This window comes from Bacteroides sp. 4_1_36, from assembly GCF_003466325.1.
Lineage (GTDB): Bacteria > Bacteroidota > Bacteroidia > Bacteroidales > Bacteroidaceae > Bacteroides > Bacteroides uniformis.
In genome coordinates this window covers 1-18,010 of sequence record NZ_QSOX01000026.1, presented here as the reverse complement: position 1 = coordinate 18,010, position 18,010 = coordinate 1, and the positions used below count along the sequence as shown (strand labels likewise).

Annotated in this window: 17 protein-coding genes; 9 read left to right on the top strand and 8 right to left on the bottom strand. The window is 51.2% G+C overall.

The annotated features are described in order from the left end of the window. The first annotated feature begins 124 nt into the window (after positions 1-124). Positions 125-1,324 (top strand): pyridoxal phosphate-dependent aminotransferase, encoded by a 1,200-nt coding sequence (locus DXD65_RS18590; RefSeq protein ID WP_008664735.1) that lies wholly within the window; start codon positions 125-127, stop codon positions 1,322-1,324. Positions 1,325-1,432: 108 nt separating this feature from the next. Next, positions 1,433-2,677 carry an ABC transporter permease gene (locus tag DXD65_RS18585; protein WP_057252811.1) on the top strand — a complete coding sequence of 415 codons (1,245 nt, stop codon included), beginning with the start codon at positions 1,433-1,435 and terminating at the stop codon, positions 2,675-2,677. Between the two features lie 5 nt (positions 2,678-2,682). Here the strand turns inward: DXD65_RS18585 and DXD65_RS18580 are convergent, their stop codons facing one another. From DXD65_RS18580 to DXD65_RS18540, 8 genes are all read right to left on the bottom strand, one after another. Next, positions 2,683-3,855, bottom strand: coding sequence for a glycosyltransferase (locus tag DXD65_RS18580; RefSeq protein ID WP_057252813.1), 1,173 nt, complete (start codon positions 3,853-3,855; stop codon positions 2,683-2,685). A 29-nt stretch (positions 3,856-3,884) separates the two neighbouring features. Next, positions 3,885-4,532, bottom strand: coding sequence for a dethiobiotin synthase (gene bioD / locus DXD65_RS18575; protein ID WP_057252815.1), 648 nt, complete (start codon positions 4,530-4,532; stop codon positions 3,885-3,887). Continuing rightward, on the bottom strand, positions 4,532-5,308 hold the full coding sequence (gene bioC / locus DXD65_RS18570) for a malonyl-ACP O-methyltransferase BioC (protein ID WP_057252817.1): 777 nt from the start codon (positions 5,306-5,308) through the stop codon (positions 4,532-4,534). The genes bioD and bioC overlap by 1 nt, the downstream gene beginning before the upstream one ends. After that, positions 5,293-5,982, bottom strand: a complete 690-nt coding sequence (locus tag DXD65_RS18565; protein WP_057252819.1) for a pimeloyl-ACP methyl esterase BioG family protein — start codon at positions 5,980-5,982, stop codon at positions 5,293-5,295. The genes bioC and DXD65_RS18565 overlap by 16 nt, the downstream gene beginning before the upstream one ends. A gap of 6 nt (positions 5,983-5,988) precedes the next feature. Further along, the gene (locus DXD65_RS18560) at positions 5,989-7,179 is read right to left on the bottom strand and encodes an 8-amino-7-oxononanoate synthase (RefSeq protein ID WP_057252821.1); all 1,191 of its coding nucleotides are present in this window, start codon (positions 7,177-7,179) and stop codon (positions 5,989-5,991) included. Between the two features lie 123 nt (positions 7,180-7,302). Continuing rightward, positions 7,303-9,534: an adenosylmethionine--8-amino-7-oxononanoate transaminase gene (gene bioA / locus DXD65_RS18555; RefSeq protein ID WP_117887857.1), complete on the bottom strand. Its 2,232-nt coding sequence runs from the start codon at positions 9,532-9,534 to the stop codon at positions 7,303-7,305. Next, positions 9,531-10,010, bottom strand: a complete 480-nt coding sequence (locus DXD65_RS18550; RefSeq protein WP_005837403.1) for a hypothetical protein — start codon at positions 10,008-10,010, stop codon at positions 9,531-9,533. The genes bioA and DXD65_RS18550 overlap by 4 nt, the downstream gene beginning before the upstream one ends. Before the next feature lie 145 nt (positions 10,011-10,155). Then, the gene (locus DXD65_RS18540; protein ID WP_057252824.1) at positions 10,156-12,171 is read right to left on the bottom strand and encodes an LruC domain-containing protein; all 2,016 of its coding nucleotides are present in this window, start codon (positions 12,169-12,171) and stop codon (positions 10,156-10,158) included. A gap of 535 nt (positions 12,172-12,706) precedes the next feature. On the opposite strand from DXD65_RS18540, the gene DXD65_RS18535 reads away from it, so the two are divergent. From DXD65_RS18535 to DXD65_RS18505, 7 genes are all read left to right on the top strand, one after another. Continuing rightward, on the top strand, positions 12,707-13,144 hold the full coding sequence (locus tag DXD65_RS18535) for a hypothetical protein (protein ID WP_057097918.1): 438 nt from the start codon (positions 12,707-12,709) through the stop codon (positions 13,142-13,144). 320 nt (positions 13,145-13,464) lie between these two features. Next, entirely contained in the window at positions 13,465-13,767 is a 303-nt protein-coding gene (locus DXD65_RS18525) for a DUF4248 domain-containing protein (protein ID WP_005831107.1), read from the top strand. 187 nt (positions 13,768-13,954) lie between these two features. Then, a complete protein-coding gene (locus DXD65_RS18520; protein WP_005831106.1) occupies positions 13,955-14,611 on the top strand; it encodes a hypothetical protein in 657 nt (218 codons plus the stop codon). Next, positions 14,601-15,980, top strand: a complete 1,380-nt coding sequence (dnaB, locus tag DXD65_RS18515; RefSeq protein ID WP_022400564.1) for a replicative DNA helicase — start codon at positions 14,601-14,603, stop codon at positions 15,978-15,980. Before DXD65_RS18520 ends, dnaB begins: the two co-directional genes overlap by 11 nt. Positions 15,981-16,232: 252 nt before the next feature. After that, positions 16,233-16,745: an HU family DNA-binding protein gene (locus tag DXD65_RS18510; RefSeq protein ID WP_005837397.1), complete on the top strand. Its 513-nt coding sequence runs from the start codon at positions 16,233-16,235 to the stop codon at positions 16,743-16,745. Between the two features lie 156 nt (positions 16,746-16,901). After that, a complete protein-coding gene (locus DXD65_RS21040; RefSeq protein ID WP_005837396.1) occupies positions 16,902-17,003 on the top strand; it encodes a smalltalk protein in 102 nt (33 codons plus the stop codon). A 46-nt stretch (positions 17,004-17,049) separates the two neighbouring features. After that, complete coding sequence (locus DXD65_RS18505; RefSeq protein ID WP_035448724.1) at positions 17,050-17,523, top strand: N-acetylmuramoyl-L-alanine amidase; 474 nt, start codon at positions 17,050-17,052, stop codon at positions 17,521-17,523. Positions 17,524-18,010: the final 487 nt, after the last annotated feature.

Sequence of the window (18,010 nt, the reverse complement as noted above, 5' to 3'; positions counted from 1 at the left end):
GCCTTCCTTTTGGTTTCAAATAATTCGCTACATTTGCAACTTTAATGATAAAGTGATAGCAATATCACCTATAAATACTCTATTAAATAGTAAATCATAAATCGTCAAATAGTAAATAAACCTCATGCCAACAATATCTATTCGCGGAATGGAGATGCCCGCATCTCCTATCAGAAAACTGGCTCCTCTGGCAGATGCTGCCAAGCAGAGGGGTATACATGTATTTCACCTGAACATCGGTCAACCCGACCTGCCTACTCCGGAAGTCGCGATTGAAGCGATACGGAACATCGACCGGAAAGTTCTGGAATACAGTCCCAGTGCGGGATATCGCAGTTACCGCGAGAAGTTGGTGGGTTACTATGCAAAGTACAATATCAATCTGACTGCAGACGACATCATCATCACTTCCGGCGGCTCGGAGGCGGTGTTGTTCTCTTTCCTGGCTTGCCTCAATCCGGGGGATGAAATCATTGTTCCCGAGCCGGCCTATGCCAATTATATGGCGTTTGCCATCTCTGCCGGAGCCAAGATACGCACCATTGCCACGACCATCGAAGAGGGTTTCTCGTTGCCCAAGGTAGAGAAGTTCGAGGAGTTGATTAACGAGCGCACGCGTGCTATTTTGATTTGCAATCCCAACAATCCTACGGGTTACCTCTATACACGCCGTGAAATGAACCAGATTCGCGACCTTGTGAAGAAGTACGATTTGTTCCTCTTCTCGGACGAGGTGTACCGTGAATTTATTTATACGGGTTCTCCCTATATCTCTGCCTGCCATCTGGAGGGCATTGAGAACAATGTGGTGCTGATTGATTCCGTGTCCAAGCGCTATTCGGAGTGCGGCATCCGCATCGGTGCCCTGATAACGAAGAACAAGGAAATCCGGGATGCTGTCATGAAGTTCTGCCAGGCGCGTCTCAGTCCTCCGTTGATAGGCCAGATTGCCGCAGAAGCATCGCTGGATGCCGATGAGGATTATCTGCGCGACACATACGATGAATATGTAGAACGCCGTAAATGCTTGATTGACGGATTGAACCGTATACCGGGCGTATATTCGCCCATCCCGATGGGAGCATTCTATACGGTGGCAAAGCTTCCGGTAGATGATTCGGACAAGTTCTGTGCCTGGTGTCTGTCGGAGTTCGAATACGAGGGACAGACGGTATTCATGGCGCCTGCGTCCGGATTCTATACTACGCCGGGTTCCGGTCGCAACGAAGTGCGTATCGCATACGTACTGAAGAAAGACGACTTGAACCGCGCCTTGTTTGTATTGCAAAAAGCATTGGAAGCCTATCCAGGACGAACCGAATAAAATGAAATAATTCATTAGGCGCGGATTACGCGGATTACACGGAAAACTTAAGATAAAGACGTTTGTTTCAAATCTTCCGTGTAATCTGCGCCTAAAAAATAATGACCCATGAACTTATCTCGCTTTATAGCGTTGCGCATTTATCGCAACTCGGAGCCGGGCAAGCAAGTTTCCCGTCCGGCTGTCCTTATTGCCATGGTGGGTATTGCTCTCGGACTGGCGGTGATGATTATTGCCGTGTCCGTCATTGTTGGCTTCAAGAGCGAGGTAAGGGATAAAATCGTGGGTTTCGGTGCCCATATCCAGATAGGCAACCTGGATGCTGCACGCTCTTATGAGACGCGCCCGGTGGTGGTGGGCGACAGCATGATGGCTGCGCTTTCCGATTATCCCGAAGTGAAGCATGTACAACGCTACTCCACCAAGCCGGGGATGATAAAGACCGCCGATGCCTTTCAGGGAATGGTGCTGAAAGGTGTGGGGCAGGAGTATGACAGCACCTTTTTCCACCGCCATCTGCTGGAGGGGGAGTTTCCGCAATTCAGCGATTCCGCTTCGTCCAACCGCGTAGTCATCTCAAAGTCTCTTGCCAACAAGCTGCAATTGAAACTCGGTGACAAGATAGACACCTACTTCATCCAGGACGATGTGCGTGCTCGCCGCCTGAAGATTGTAGGTATCTACCAAACCAACTTCTCCGAATACGACAACCTATTCCTGCTTACCGACCTCTATCTGGTGAATCGCCTGAACAACTGGGAGCCGGACCAGGTGAGCGGTGTGGAGCTGGAAATACGCGATTATGACAAGCTGGAAGAAACCACCTATGAGATAGCTGTCGATACGGACGAGAATCCCGACCGCTATGGTGCCGAGTATTGCGTCCGCAATGTAGAGCAGCTCAATCCCCAAATCTTTGCCTGGCTGGGCATCTTGGATGTCAACATCTGGGTCATTCTCATTCTGATGATTGGGGTGGCGGGGTTCACCATGGTATCCGGCCTGCTGATTATCATCATAGAGCGTACCTCCATGATAGGCGTGCTGAAGTCTTTGGGAGCCAACAACTTTACCATCCGTAAAGTCTTCCTTTGGTTTTCGGTCTTCCTCATCGGGAAAGGCATGTTCTGGGGGAACATAATCGGCCTTGCATTCTATTTTGTGCAGCGCTGGTCCGGCTTGTTCAAGCTCGACCCTGAAACCTATTATATGGCTACTGTTCCGGTATCTTTCAATATCTGGCTGTTCCTGCTGCTGAATGCCGGCACATTGCTGGCTTCGGTCCTGATGTTGCTGGGCCCATCATTCCTGATTACACGCATCCATCCGGCAACTTCCATCCGTTACGAATAAGAGAATCACTTTCTCAGAAAACCGCTTTTCTTGCGGAACAGACAGTACCATTTCCAACGTAAAGACTGTATCGGCTGCAATAGGTCGAAAGCCGGTAGTGTGAAGTAATATCTGCGCTGTTCTTCCAGGTCGTGGGCAGTCTTGTTGACAATGACTGCCTGCATGGTGAAACGGAACAGGAACAAAAGAAAAGCGACGCCTGCTGCCAGCCAGTGGAAGTGCAGAATGCCGATGACCATCGCGGCTATCCAGGATGCGTGGAATGCCAGGCGGGTCAGGGTCTCAAAACCGGCCAGCCAGCGTTGCATTCCATGATACAGCCGTGCTGTGGAGGCGTAGCCTATTTTCTCTTCTTTCCAGTCCTTGGTACGCAGAAGCGGCTGCATGCGCACAATGGCATTGGCATCCGTTTCTACCCGCGTGTTCTCCGGGGTAGCCACGTGGTTGATGAACAAATCGTCGTCTCCCCGTTGCAGGTTGAGGTGTGCGGAGAATCCTTTCTGTTGGTAGAAGAGTTCCTTCCGGTAGGCCAGGTTACGCCCGATGCCCATGTAGGGGCTGCCTGCCAGGGCAAATCCCAGATAGCGCATGGAGGTGAACAGATTGTCGAATGCCGCCCGTTTGTGCAGCCAGCCTTTTCCGCGTTCGTAGCCGCTGTATCCCAGCACCACTTGGGTACGTGATGTGAAGTTGCGTGCCATCAGTCGCAGCCATTGGTTGCTTTGGGGCATGCAGTTGGCATTGGTAAACACCAGCCATTCATATTTGCTGGCCTTGATTCCAAGCGTCACGGCCAGCTTCTTGCGGCTGATGTAGCGGGAGGAATCGGGCACGAAGCTGTGGTAGAGATGGGGATATTTCTCCTCGAGGATGGTCAGGTAATCCTCGCTCTCATCGGTGTTGCCGTCGTTAATGACGATGACTTCAAATTGGGGATAGTCCTGCTCCAGCACGGCGCCCAGGTTGCGGCGCAGATTCTCGGATTCCTCGCGGGCGCAGATGATGACGGATATGGGGGGCAGTTCCTGGGTGAAGTGCGTGTCTCCCTGCTTCACGGCACGGTTGCGCGCATGAATACGGTTGTAGAGACAGAGGTAGTAGATAATTTGAATAAGGAACAGACCACCCGCCGTAGCGAGTACGATAATTTCAGTTGAATCTAATGTGAATGCTTCCATGTGCAGTAGGACGTTTATGTGCTGCAAATTTACACAATTTCCGGCACTACCTCAAACTTTGTTCCGGGAAAGTGCTTGGACAAATACTGCTTGATGTATTTCATCGTGTCTTCCTGGATAGTCTTGTCCTCTACCGTGGGATAGAGGTTGTAGAGTACCGTATCGAGCGCGATGCCCCGGTTCTTGATGGCTTCGAAGCTCAGCAAGGTGTGGTTGATGCTGCCCAGCTTTCCGGAGGTGACAAAGATAAGCGGGTACTGCTTCTCCGCAATGTAGTCTATCGTCAGGAAATCTTCGGTAAGGGGAACCATCAGACCGCCGGCGCCTTCTACGAGCACGGTATCATAGCGATGGGAAAGTTCCCTGGTGGCACGCTCTATTTTTTCGAAGTCTATCGGGCGCTTGTCTATGCGGGCGGCGAGGTGGGGGGAGCAGGGGTAGGAGAATATCTCGGGCATGGTCAGCCCCTCTTTGTCTTCCGGCAGGTAGCCGGTTCCGGTGAGGCGGCGGTGCAGGTCGATGTCCTCGGAATGGCCGGTGTTGCCGGTCTGGATGAACTTTTGGGTGATGACGCGCAGGTCGCGTTGCATAAGCTCACGGGCATACCAGGCGGTGCAATAGCTTTTTCCGGCATCTGTATCAATGCCGCTGATGAAGTAGATGTTTTTTGTTTCCATTATTTTGTTTTTTTTCGTGCGATGATATAAATGGGGTGATAGGTCAGGTTTACGTTGCCTGCGGCATCACTGAACCGGGTTGTGTATTCTTTGCAGAAGGATTGCAGGCGGCTGCGCGTCCATATCCTTTTTTCCGTTCCCGTCACTCCGGTTTGCTTCAGATGCTTCAGCACTGCCTGAGGGGTGGGGAAGGGCAGGGTTACTACCTCTTCCTCGGCATGGAGAATATCGAAGTGGGGAGACAGCAGGGCTTGCAGCTCCTCAACGGAGAGATAGTCCAGCCCATGCCCCGTCAGTTGGCGTATTTCGTGCATGTTTGTGGTGCCGAAGGTGCTGAAGGCAAGCAGGCCGTCTGCCACCAGTGCTTGGTGGCAGCGGGTGAAGAAAGCACCTGGGTCGTTGAACCATTGTAGGGTGGAGCACGAGGTTATCAGGTCGGTTTCTCCGGGGAAGTCGATGGCTTCGGCATCACCGGGGACGAACTGCACGGTAGTGCCGTCGCAAAGTTCCTTGACGCACTCTTCCATTTCCCGGCACAAGTCGTTCAGCAGCAGGGTTTCCGGTTGCAAGGTGTGGAGGAGGATACGCGAGTAGCTTCCCGTTCCGCAGCCAAACTCTACGACACGGCGGAAACGTGTGTATGGTTCCTTTATGAGCTGCATCATCTTCTCGGCGACTTGTTGCTGCACGCGGGCCTCCCGGGTATAGGTATTCCGGGCTTTGGCAAAGCGGGAGGCTATCAGTTGTTTGTCCATCGGGTTCAGTGGCTTGTCCATAGGTCTTGCAGGTAATGTCTGAATAACTCTTCCTGATAGTGGGCATCCTCCGTTTGCAGCACGGGGGTGCCGAGTGTTTCCCAGGCTTGCAGCTGGTTGGCTGGTGGAATGATGCGGTCGTTGCCTCCCGTTACTGCCTGCTGCCAGTGGAAGGTGGCAGCAGGCAGTGTGTGGTACATCTTCTCAATCTCCGTCAACTCATCTCTCAACTCTTCCAGCGGACGGCGGGGAGTGATTTCCAGGAAAGCTTTGAAGGCTGCTCCGTTGGCGCACATGCGGCGGAGGAATTTGTGCAGTGAAGCCCCGGTCAGTCCGTCCAATGTCCCGTGGTAGATGGCGGGTGGAATACCCATATGCTGGTCTATGGGGTAGGGTGTTCCGTTGATGGCGATGCTGTTTGCCATATGGATACCTTCGCCGGACGTACCTGGCGATGAGAGCTGTGGCATGGTCTGCGAAGCCGCCCATACCCCCATAGACCAGCCGATGAGGTTGATTTCGCGGTATTTTTCCAGTCCGGAGGCGTCAAAATCCAGTGTGCGGTAGTCATAGCACACCATGAAGTCGCTGGCTGCCGGACGATACATTTTGAAAGGAGTCTCATCGGCTCCCCAGCCGGCAAAGAACAGCAATAGCCGGGGATGATGTTCGTGTATAATGTAACTTTGTTTCATCTGTTTTTAGAATCGTATAGCGTTAGTATTCTTCTCTTCCTTTAGGGGAATAAGGGGGATCAGTTCTCCAATCTCATCTTCCCGTATGTCCGCTGTCAATGAGAAGCGGATGCGTGATGTTCCTTCGGGCACCGTGGGCGGGCGCACCGGCAGTGCATAGAACCCATGCCTCTGCAGCAGCTCTGCACACAGCACGGTGTCGGCACTGGGGCCGATAATCAGTGGGACGATATGGCTTGCGCTGGGGCATCCGTACCCTTTGGCTTGTAATGCTTCGCGCAGCGTCCGGCCGATTCTTGCCAGATGCTCGCGGCGGTTCTGCATTCCGGCAAGTTTCCGCACGATAAACAGTGTCCAGGCAATACTTGTCGGAGGCAATGCCGTGGTGAAGATGAAGGTTCGCATCCGGTTGACGAGATACTCGCGTATCGTCCGGCAGCAGGCGATGTATGCGCCGGCAGACGCCGCTGCCTTGCCGAAGGTGCCCACGAGGAAATCTATATCCCGGATGCATCCGGTTTCTTCGGCGCAGCCCAGACCGCGCAGTCCCCTTACGCCGAATGCATGGGCTTCGTCCACATAGAGCAGTACGTTGGAGTATCTTTTTTTCAAACGCACCAATGCCGTGAGGTCGGCTTGGTCACCGTCCATGCTGAAGATGCTTTCTGTGACGATAATCAATTGCCGGAATGTTGCATGGTGTTGTTCCAGCAGGCGTTCCAGTTGTACCAGGTCGTTGTGGCGGAAGCGGATGCAGCGTGCGGTGGATAGGCGGATGCCGTCGATGATGCTGGCATGCACCAGCTTGTCTGCCAGTATCAGGGTTTGTGTATCGCTCACGGCGGGTAGAATCCCCATATTGGCATGATAGCCGCTATTGAGCACCAGTGCTGTCTCTGTGCCGAAAAGTGTGGCGAGTTCCGTCTCCAGCTCTTCGTAAATCCCGAAGTTCCCCGTCAGCAGGCGGGAGGAGGAGGAAGTCGGCAGGAAGGTGTCCGGTGTCAGTGTCTGCAGGAATTCTTCCTTTAGCTGGCGGTCGGCAGCCAGGCCCAGGTAGTCGTTGGACGAAAGGTTCAGCATATGCCGGCCATCGGCTATAACCGTGCGTCCCTCGTGTGTCAGTTGCGGCAGGCGGCGCAGGTTGCTGTGTTCTTTCAATGTTTGCAGCTCTTGCTGCATATATTCTATTGCATTCATAATTCTTTTAAAATGTGCCAATGTGGTTTTAATGTGCTAATGTGCCAATGTGCTAATATGCCAATGACCTGCGGCGTGATAGCGCAGCGTAAACATTGCGCAGCCAATTGGCACATTAGCATATTAGCACATTCTTATAATTTTCATCAATCCCCCCGTCAGCTTCCTCAGCTGTTCCGGCTCTATAATGAACGGAGGCATCAGGTATACCAATCTTCCGAACGGGCGTACCCAGATTCCCTCCTCAACGAAGCGTTTTTGCATCCACGCCATGTCTACGGGCTTTTTTGTCTCAATCACCCCGATGGCTCCCAGCACACGTACATCCGTCACTTGCGGTAATCGGCGTGCCGGTTCAAGCTCTTCTTGCAGTTGCCGGCTGATGCGAGTCACCTTGCCTTGCCAGTCGTATTCGGGCGAGGTCAGCAGCTTCACCGAAGCGCACGCTACGGCGCATGCCAGTGGATTCCCCATAAAGGTGGGTCCGTGCATAAACACCTCCGGTGTATGGTTGGAGATGGTATCCGCCACTTCATTCGTCGTCAGTACGGCAGACAGCGTCATGTATCCGCCCGTTATGGCCTTTCCTATGCACATGATGTCCGGTTCTACACCCGCGTGCTCCCAGGCAAAGAGTTTTCCCGTCCGTCCGAAGCCCGTGGCTATCTCATCGAATATCAGCAGCAGGCCATGTTCCTTGCATATCTGTACCGCTTCGCGCAGGTACTGGGGGTGGTAGAACCACATGCCGCCAGCGCCCTGCACCACAGGTTCGAGGATAAGCGCTGCCAGTTCCTCGTGATGCTCCTCTACCAGTTTCCGCAGTTCCACCGTATCCCGTTCATCCCATTCGCCGTGGAAGCGTGAGCGCGGCTGCGGCACGAAATAGCGCACCGGCAATGATGCCCCGAACAGCGAATGCATGCCCGTCACCGGGTCGCAGACAGACATGGCATTCCATGTATCCCCGTGATAACCCGAACGGATAGTCACAAAATTGTTCTTCTTCGCCTTTCCCTTGCCATACCAGTACTGCACGGCCATTTTCAAGGCCACCTCTACTGCCACCGAGCCCGAGTCGGCATAGAATATCTTCTGCATGGACGGCGGGACGAGCGGTAGCAGCAACTGGCCCAGTTCAATGGCAGGGTCGTGTGTCAGCCCTCCGAACATCACATGCGACATCTTGCCCAGCTGTTCCTCTGCCGCCCGGTTCAGTGTAGGGTGGTTGTACCCGTGGACGGCGCACCACCACGACGACATTCCCTCTACGAGTGTTTCTCCGCTTTCCAGGGTGATGGTGGCGCCTTCGGCATGCTTCACCTTGTACACCGGTAGCGGGTTGGTGGTGGAGGTATAGGGGTGCCATAGGTGCTCTCTGTCGAACTGCGAGCCGCAGAACCGGTATCCGGCATTTTCTATCAGCACCTTGTCTTCCGACACTTTCGAGCCGAGCGTTGTCAGCAGGTCGCCCACGATGGCAGAGTTGATGCCGATGTGCAGCGCTTGCTTCACGGCCTCCTTGCTCAGTTGCGAGCGTCCTCCGGCAAAGCGGAGGAAAGCCGTCGGGTTGATGAAGCGGAAGAGGGCGATGGTGGTCAGTATTTCCTCCTCGCTGAGTGGCGCCTGCCGTTCCAGCGGTGTGCCGGGGATGGGGCTCAGGAGGTTGATGGGGATGGACTGTACTTCCAGCTCGCGCAGTGTGAAGGCGAATTCGATACGTTGCTCCATGCTCTCGCCCATACCGATGATGCCGCCGCTGCAGATGTCCATGCCTACGTTGCGGGCGGCTTGCAGGGTGCGCAGCTTCTCTTCCTGCGTGTGCGTGCTGCACAGTTGGGGAAAGTAGGAGGGGGCTGTCTCCAGGTTGCAGTGATAGCGGGTGATGCCTGCGTCGTGCAGTGCCCGCATTTCGTCTTCGTTGAGCAGTCCCAGTGATGCGCACAACTGGATGGACGAGTGCCGGCGCATGTGCCGGGCGGCTTCGCACAGTTTCTCCATGTTTCTGGAGGAGGGCTTCCGTCCACTGGTCACCAGCGAGAAACGTGCCACGCCCTGGGCTTCATTATGCAGGGCATGCCGCAGGCATTCTTCTTTGTCCACCAGGTCGTACACGTCTGCCTGGGTTTTGTAGTGCGACGACTGTGCACACCACTTGCAGTTTTCCGGGCATCGTCCGGACTTGGCATTAATGATGGAGCACATGTCAAACTCCTCCGAGGCCAGGCCCCGGGTTATCTCGTGGGCAGCTTCGTATAGCGCTTCCTTGTCGGGTTGCACAGCCAGCCATTCGGCTTCTTCCTTACTGATGTGGCTGCCGCGCAGCACTTGTTCCTTTAATTTCTGTAGGGTCATATCTTTCTTGGGTTATGTTCATGGATAAAGACAGAGGTACGGATTGCCGGGGCGGTGCAGCTCGTCATTCTGCTGCATGGCTTCCGGTAATCCGTACCTCTTGTTCTCTTTTGTTTCAGGCTATATGTGTCTTGTCCGCCCGTATTCCCGCAGGGGCGGATGAATTGTGTTTCAAAAAGAATGTGCCGGTTCGTTCCCGGCTCCGTGAGGATACTTGTCAGGACGCTGCTGCTACCCAGCGGAATGCCGGTGTCGGTTTCCCTTCCTTCCGTTTCTCCTTTCCAGGTACTCTCTTCCCCGCATCCGGCATGTCCGGCGGTTCCCGCAGTCTTCTGTTTGGACAGAGAGCTGTCTGCCACGCTTTTGCGCAGGCAACCGATGGTGACACACCGTCCTATGCTGGCAAATGCAGCGTAGGCTTTTCTGCTCCAGCGGCGGAAGCGGATGGTAGGTGCGGCGGGTGATGTATTCCTCATGTTTTTTTCAGCCTGATGCGGTTTTGTTTCCTTTTAGCGGATGCAAATGTAGAAAAAATAATTTCATAACGGTAATGGTCATGCATGAAAAAGCCGCGCAAATGCAACTATTGCGCGGCTCTTCTTTAAGCAATGTCGTAGGATTTCACTCTTTGGACGACTGGTAGTAGAGATACCAGTCATTATTGGTGGCACCATTGGACTCTACCCATTTGGCGAAATCGGGATACTCCAGGTCGATGCGTACGGTTTCCTTTGCCGGAGTGAACCGGATGGGGCCTTCCGTGCCGGTTGTGGCCGGCAGCATGATGGCGAATGGATATTTGCCGTCCTTGTTGATGTAGTAGGCATCGTCTTCGGCTCCGATTTGCTCTGCGTTGGCTTTACCGGTCGCTTTCTTCTTGGGCAGATGCACTTCTGTCCGGTTGTCGGCTCCGGCTGTATACTGGGCAATGATGAACGGGTTCAAGTCGCTCTCCAGATTCTTCTTAGGCAATGTGTTGTCTGCAAATGTACGGGTTACGGTAAATTCGTTGCCCTGCACAGACTTTGCATCGGGGAATAGGATGACAGAAGAGGTCTCTGTTTCATCGACTGCTCCGGCAGGCAGTTCTATGCTGCCTCGCTGGCTGGCCACATATTGCACGGCAAATGCGTTGGAGTATGTGGCGGCACCACTTTTCTGTACGGGTACAAAGGTGTCTTCCACCTTCAGCACATAATTGTTGCTGTTGAATGAAATGGCCCGTTTGTGTTCGATAATCACGTCGTTCAAGTCATAGTCACCGCCATTGGGCCAGATGTCTTCGTAGGCATACGTGCGGTAGGTTGTTTCGGAGCTCGTCACCGTAGGCTCTTCCGGGTCTATGACCGGACGGTCCGGGTCTTGAATGGCTTCATTGGGGTTGGCATCGATACAGAACAGTATGTCTTCGTAGCTGGTATCATCGCCATCTTCTACTCCGTAGACTACCGTGCCGTTGCTGGTGGAGAGGGAGATAAAGCGAGCTTGTTGGCCTGCATATATCTTGTTCCATTCTTTATTGGAATATATATAATTTATAGAGTAGTCGATACCTTTATTGGGGGTATATCCATTGGGGATGATGAAATATCCTATGGTATATCCTGCCGGGAATTTGGTGGAGACATTACCGTTTTCGTCCTGATACAGAAGTTGTATTTTTGTATTCCTCTCTATAGGAGCGGCAGATTGGGAATACTTGTTACTACCTCGTCCGGTATATGGGTCGTCTCCTGCAATGGATGCATTAGGGATGATAATGAATTTGTCTACCTTGTCAGGGCTGTTGGGAACGTCATTGGTCTTGTAGTAATAATAGCCGATGGAAGTCAGGTAACCGGCACGTTCGGTCAGGAAGGTCAGATACAGTTCTGCATCGGTAATCGTTACGTGTTGTCCCTGGTTGTTGATATATGCTTGGGCAATGGTGGTGTTCACATGCTTTGTATCGCTCACCAAAGCTCTGTTGTCCAGATTGCTGGGTTTGCTGTCATAACCTTTCCACAGTGTGTGTTGTAACTGCTTTAAAGTTCCGTCATTGAAATTTCCCGTAGTTACAATGTCATTATTATCAATAATCTCACCGTGAGATTGTCCCCATCCAACGATGGAGTATACCCGTTCCTTCCTATCCTTTAGGTCGATAGTCAGGTTGGATTTTGCACGTGTCATGGCAGTTGAGCGGGTGTTGGCATTATTTTCGGTCATATCTACCACCACTTTGCCATTTTCCACATCTGCTTCCACATACATGGGGGCTCCCCAACTTTGTGAGATGATATATACCTTTTCTGTCGCTTTGGGCAGTTCTACGTTGCCGGTGAAGCGTCCGTCTGCATCTGCAAAGATTTTAAAAACCGCTTCGCCGTTGATGGAGTAGAGGTTGTTTGTCTGATAGGTGATGGGGTCTTCTGTAAACACCTCTATTAATGCGCCTCCTGCGATTTTTCCATAATTCACGTCAAAAGCTACCTGGGCTGTTGTTGCAAAGTCAAAGTATTCGCTCTCCGGCTTTAGTTCTGTTTTTCCACGTTCGGGATTGTATAGGTCTTTTTCGGTACATCCCGTGAATATGCTGCAGGCAATTGCTGAAATGAGGGTTGCAGCACTAACTTTCGTCATAAGTCTAACTTTCATATTTTTATTGTTGTAGATTGCTTGCTTGTTTGTCTTATGAACGCTGTCTATATCACAACCGCCACCTACTTCACAGACGAGTTGTAGATACTACATTTTCTCGAGCGCTTTTTTCATGTTGCAAATATAAACATAGTATTTATAATCTACAACTTTTGGGGTTTAAAAACACTTTTGGTGGGTTAAAAAGTTGTATAAAGTGAATTGATACTAATTGGATGAATCGAATGGTGCGGGCATAAAAAAAGGCTATCTATCCCAGACAGCCAATCTTTTGTTAACCTTAAATCTAATACTATGAAAAACACATTGCAAAGGTACGTGTTTTCTGATAATCTCCAAATTTGCAGTAGATAATATCATGTTTTATAACAAGACTTAATGGTCATTAAGAACTTTATCTGCAATATTCATCGTACATTTGCTCCTGATATATCATCCGTTTGCCCTTTATGCATTATGCATTCGGTGCAGACGGATGATGTGTTTTCGTGAACTTATATACAGACAAACAACTATAAAACAGACGTTTATAATGAAATCAATCCAGAACAAAGGAATAAACCTCACCGCAGAAGACCTCAAAAATCGAATCGCTGACAGAAAAGAACGATATACCAAGCAGCAGGCACGACGCGAGAAATTGGAACAAACCATGGAGAACACCCGCAATGACATCGAGCAACTGGAGTATACCCTTGCACAGATGGAACGTACCGCCAAGCGCTCCCGTAATGCTGCCGCACAGCCTTCCCGTTTTGTTCCCCGCGAGCGTATCGCTAGCTTCTTTGCCCGTGTTTCCCGTTTTTTCGACCACCTTCAGCACCGCTTGCACCGTAGCTTGAACTATACTTGGTTCTGCCTTGTGCTATGCTCCCGATATACTTTTCAGAGCCGCCTGAAAAGCGTGGAACGCTGCTGTCTTACACCGGCCACGGTGCTGGGGTACTTCAAGAGGGAGAGGGAGATGTAACCAGTGACTTCGCTCTTATGGTAGAAGCAGCCTTAGGGATTAGTGCGGAACTCCTCGTTAATAGGCAGGCGAGATATAATATGGCTGTCTCTCTTAAAGAAAAATCGCTGACCGATAAGTTACATGAAATACGCAAAATGTGTGCTTCCCTATTATAGTATGAAAGTGTTGCTTTTATCAATAAGACAGTGAGGGTGTGTCATCAACCGTTTTGACACATTCATTTTTCTTGAGCAAGTTTTCTTATTGCCACTCGAACTTTCCCAGTTTTCCCTCCCATTCTAACTTTGCAACATGTTTTATTAATAAATATATGCAAAATGATAAAAGAACAAAGTTTTGAATGGCTGCTCGAGGGATGCCATCGCATTGCAGATGTGGCAGTGGCCTATTACCCAAACTACGCGTATGCCTGCTCGGCCGTAAAGGCCCTGCGCCGTTCCATTGCGGAACACGCTTGCCTGCTGAAGGATCTGACGGACCAGGGCTATACCGCCAGGACTGCCCACCTCACCCCCGTACAGATAGGCATCCTCCTGAGCTACTGGGGGATGCCCGACCACGTGAAGGATATGACCGTGAAAAATCCGTATCTTCTGGTCTCTAAAAAATATGCGAAATAGAGAATGTATTTCTAATACATTCTGATTATTTTAGTATATTATTATATAGGGTGGTGGAGGATGAGGTGAACCCCTCTCTCGCCACCTTATGTATTTCATTAATTTTTAGCCGATTCTAACTGCTTATTTGTATCCCCCTGGCTGGTCCCTTACCTTTGTCGCATTATCGAATTAAGAATAGACAAAAATGGAAAAAGAAATGAGACCCATGACAACGGAGATGCTGAAGAAAGGCTATCTCCTCTTCCCCAAAGCCTTGTTTGAGGAACAAATGAATATGAAAACCGGAGAGAAAGCCGCCGATGCCTTCGAAGCCTTTGTCTTTGTGCTGACACACGTCAACTACAGCACGGTGACCTGCAACGTCAGGGGACACCTTTTCGACTGTGTACGTGGCGAGTCCGTACTTTCCCTGGCCCGCTGGATGGAGATATTGGGGTGGCCCCGCAACCGTACGCGCTACTTCTTCAACAAGATGTTCGACGCCGGCATCGTGGAGCGGGTGGCCAACCCCTACGTGATGCACATCCGTATCCCCGATTATGATTTCCTTACTGGCAATGCCCGTCCTAAAGCAGCCCCGCGGAAGAAGAAGGCAGCGCCGGTGGCTGGGGTGGGAGAGGACTTCTGCATCTTCTGGGAAAAGTTTCATGACATCACCGAGCATCCCAAGGTAAACATCGGCCGGGCCCGTCGCGAATGGAAAAAATTGACGGCAGGCGAGAAACAGCGGGCACTGGACAACATCGACGAATATTACGACCATCTGAACAACCAAAAATATTGTAAACAAGCCGCCACCTATCTGGCGGACAAATCTTTTGAAAATGAATATGATGACTGAAACTACTTTTTCCCACGACAGTGACCTCGAAGAAGCTGTCATCGGTGCCTGCATGATAGAGCGCGCTGCCATGCCTCTGGTGGTGGACAAACTTCGTCCCGAGATGTTCTACGAGGAGAAGAATCTGGAAATTTTTGCCGCCCTGCAATCGATGTATCGCAGCGCAAAGTCCATAGATACCATCACGCTGAAGAACGAACTGGCAGCCCGTGGCAAACTCGATGCCGTGGGCGGGCCTTACGAACTGTTACGCATCAGCTCGAAGGTCAGCTCCAGTGCTCATCTGGAGTATCATGCGCTCATCCTTAGGCAATTGCACACGCGGCGTATCATGCGTACGGGATTCCAGCAACTGCTGGCGTTCAGTGCCGACGAGTCGATGGATATTGACGACATCCTGGTGGAAGCCCATCGACTGCTGGAGGGGCTGGAGGACGAGAGCGGCGTAGCCGACCACCTTCGCTCCATAGACCGGCTGATGGACGACACGCTGGCCGAGGTGGAGCAGCGTATGGAGCACGGATGCAACGGCATTACGGGTATCCCTACGGGTTTTGACGCTCTGGACCACGTTACGGCGGGCTGGCAGCGCGGCGACTTGAACATCCTTGCTGCCCGTCCGTCGGTGGGGAAGACGGCCTTTGCCCTCCACCTGGCCCGTGCCGCTGCCATGGCGGGGCGTCATGTGGTGGTCTTCAGCCTCGAAATGCAAGGCGAGCGCCTGGGAGACCGCTGGCTGCTTGCAGCTACGGAGGGGGTAGACCCGCAACACCTGCGTAGCGGCCAGCTCACACCTGGCGAGGTGAGGCAGGTGCATGAGGCGTCTGCCGAGTTGTCGCGGTTGCCCATACTGATAGACGACCATCCGATGACGAGCATGGACCGCGTGCGTTCTTCCGCCCGCCTGCTGAAGAGCAAGAATCGCTGTGACATGGTGATTGTGGACTATCTGCAACTATGTGACATGAGGAGTGACCAGAAAAACCGTAACCGCGAGCAGGAAGTGGCGCAGGCAAGCCGCAAGGCAAAGCTGCTGGCCAAGGAGCTGGATATCCCCGTACTGCTGCTGAGCCAGCTGAACCGGGCGAGCGACGGTAGCATAGACCATCGCCCCACCCTGAGCAACCTGCGCGAGAGCGGCGCCATAGAGCAGGATGCGGATATGGTAATGCTGCTTTGCCGCCCTGCCCTCTACGGCAAGACCGTCGATAAGAAGAGTACTTATCCCACCGATGGCCTGGGTATCGTCATCATAGCCAAGCACCGTAATGGCAAAACCGGTGAAGTCTATTTCCATCATAACCAAAGCATGACAAAACTGGTGGACTACATACCACCATTGGAGTGGCTGACGAGGAATGCAAAGTGATGGATGGAAATTTATAGAATACAGAGACACAAAGACACGGAGATTTTTCTTATTGCTTGAAAAACTCTGTGTCTCCGTGTTTTTTGTAGTAAAAAAAATGGCAAAACACTTGACTTCCGCTTCTTAATGTTGTATCTTTGTAATGTGCTTAAGAAAAGGAATAATCATTGATTCGGGCGCCCTATCCCTTCCCTTACCCACTTCTCTCTTATAACTCATTTTTCTTAACTTAAACCTTAACTTTTCAAATTTATGGATGTAATTGTAGAGCGCTTCCAGCGCCGTAAAATCGTGAGCAACCCGGCTTCGCCCATGTTGTACTATCTCCGTCAGAAACCCAAGACCTGCGGCACCGTGGACATCGATGTCCTTGCCGCCTCCATTCAGAAAAACTGTGCCATGACGAAGGGCGACGTGAAGCACGTCATCGAAGCCCTGGTGGAGGAGATTCAAGGCAACCTTGCCAACGGCGACAAGGTGAAGCTGAACCAGCTGGGCACTTTCCACATGACGTTCCGCTGTCCCGGCATGGAGGCCTCGGACAAATGTACGGTGCGCAATATCTCGAAGGTGAATATCCGCTTTATCCCCGACAAGGAGCTGAAGCTGGTGAACGGCAGTACCGCCGTGACCCGCAGCCCGGCGAATGTGGGCTTTGTGCTCGACAAGCCCGAGGAGGGCGGCTCCGGTGGCGGCAATCAAGGCGGTGGTTCCGGAGGCGGCTCCGGCGACGACGGCGACCAGGGCGAAAATCCGCTGGGATAAAGAAGGAATGATTAAGGGTTAGTGATTAATGGTTAATGAACACAAGCAAATCGCTTATCGCTAATCAATCCCTAATGATTAACCATTAATCATTAGCCCTTAATCCTTAATCACTAATCCTTAACCATTAATTCTTAACTATTAATCCTTAATTTTATGAGTACAAAATCATCTGTTTGGGATAAGATTCTGAAAGTGATAATCGCTGTAGCCTCCGCGCTTATTGGTGCCCTGAGCGCCCATGCCATGACAGTGTAGCGGGTTTCCTTCACTTTTAATTTTTAATTTCTAATTTTTAATTCTCATGAGATTCATCAATCTTATCGTCGTCCATTGTTCCGCCACCCGCTGCGACCGCTGCTATACGGAGCACGACTTGACGACAGACCACCTGCGCCGGGGCTTCTCCGGCGCAGGTTATCATTTTTATATCCGCAAGAACGGTGACATCAAGTCCCTGCGTCCCTTGTCCCTGCCTGGTGCCCATGTCCGGGGTTGGAATGCAGGTAGCATCGGTGTCTGCTACGAAGGCGGTCTTGACGAGTGCGGTCGCCCTGCCGATACACGCACCCTTTTTCAAAAGCACTCCCTGCGTGTGCTTGTGTTGCTGCTGCTGAAGGATTATCCCGGTTCCCGGCTTTGCGGTCACCGCGACCTGAGCCCCGACCTGAACCATAACGGGGAGATAGAGCCGGAAGAGTGGGTGAAACAATGTCCCTGCTTTGATGCGGCGACTATACTGACAGAACCGCCACCACCCAATCCGGCATGCTTATAAAATGTTTTTATTCTCTTTCTTCATGCTCTTCGCGCGCACGTATATATATAATGTATAGTTATTTTCTCTCTTTTTCCTTTCTTCAAAATTGTTCATGCGAAATGCATTTATGAATCAGTAAGTTACAAAAAAGTTTCATTTTTATTAAAAAAAATGATAGATATGTTTGGCTTGTATTGTTAAATCCTATACCTTTGCACCCGCTTTCCAAGAGAAGGAAAGTGGTAAGATTGAAATACTGAAACAGAAGTGTGGAAGGTGACACAGAGAAATAAAAAGAGATAAAAATATTTTTCGAAAAACATTTGGAACTTATTAATAATTCTCCTTATCTTTGCAGTCCGACTCGCAAAGAAAAAGAACTTTTCTTGTTTTGCTTTTCTTATCCTTGTTTAAAGGATTTGAAAATACAGAAAAAAGAAAAAATAAAAAAAAACTTCCGAAAATATTTGGAGGATATGCTTTAAAGTTCTTACCTTTGCATCCG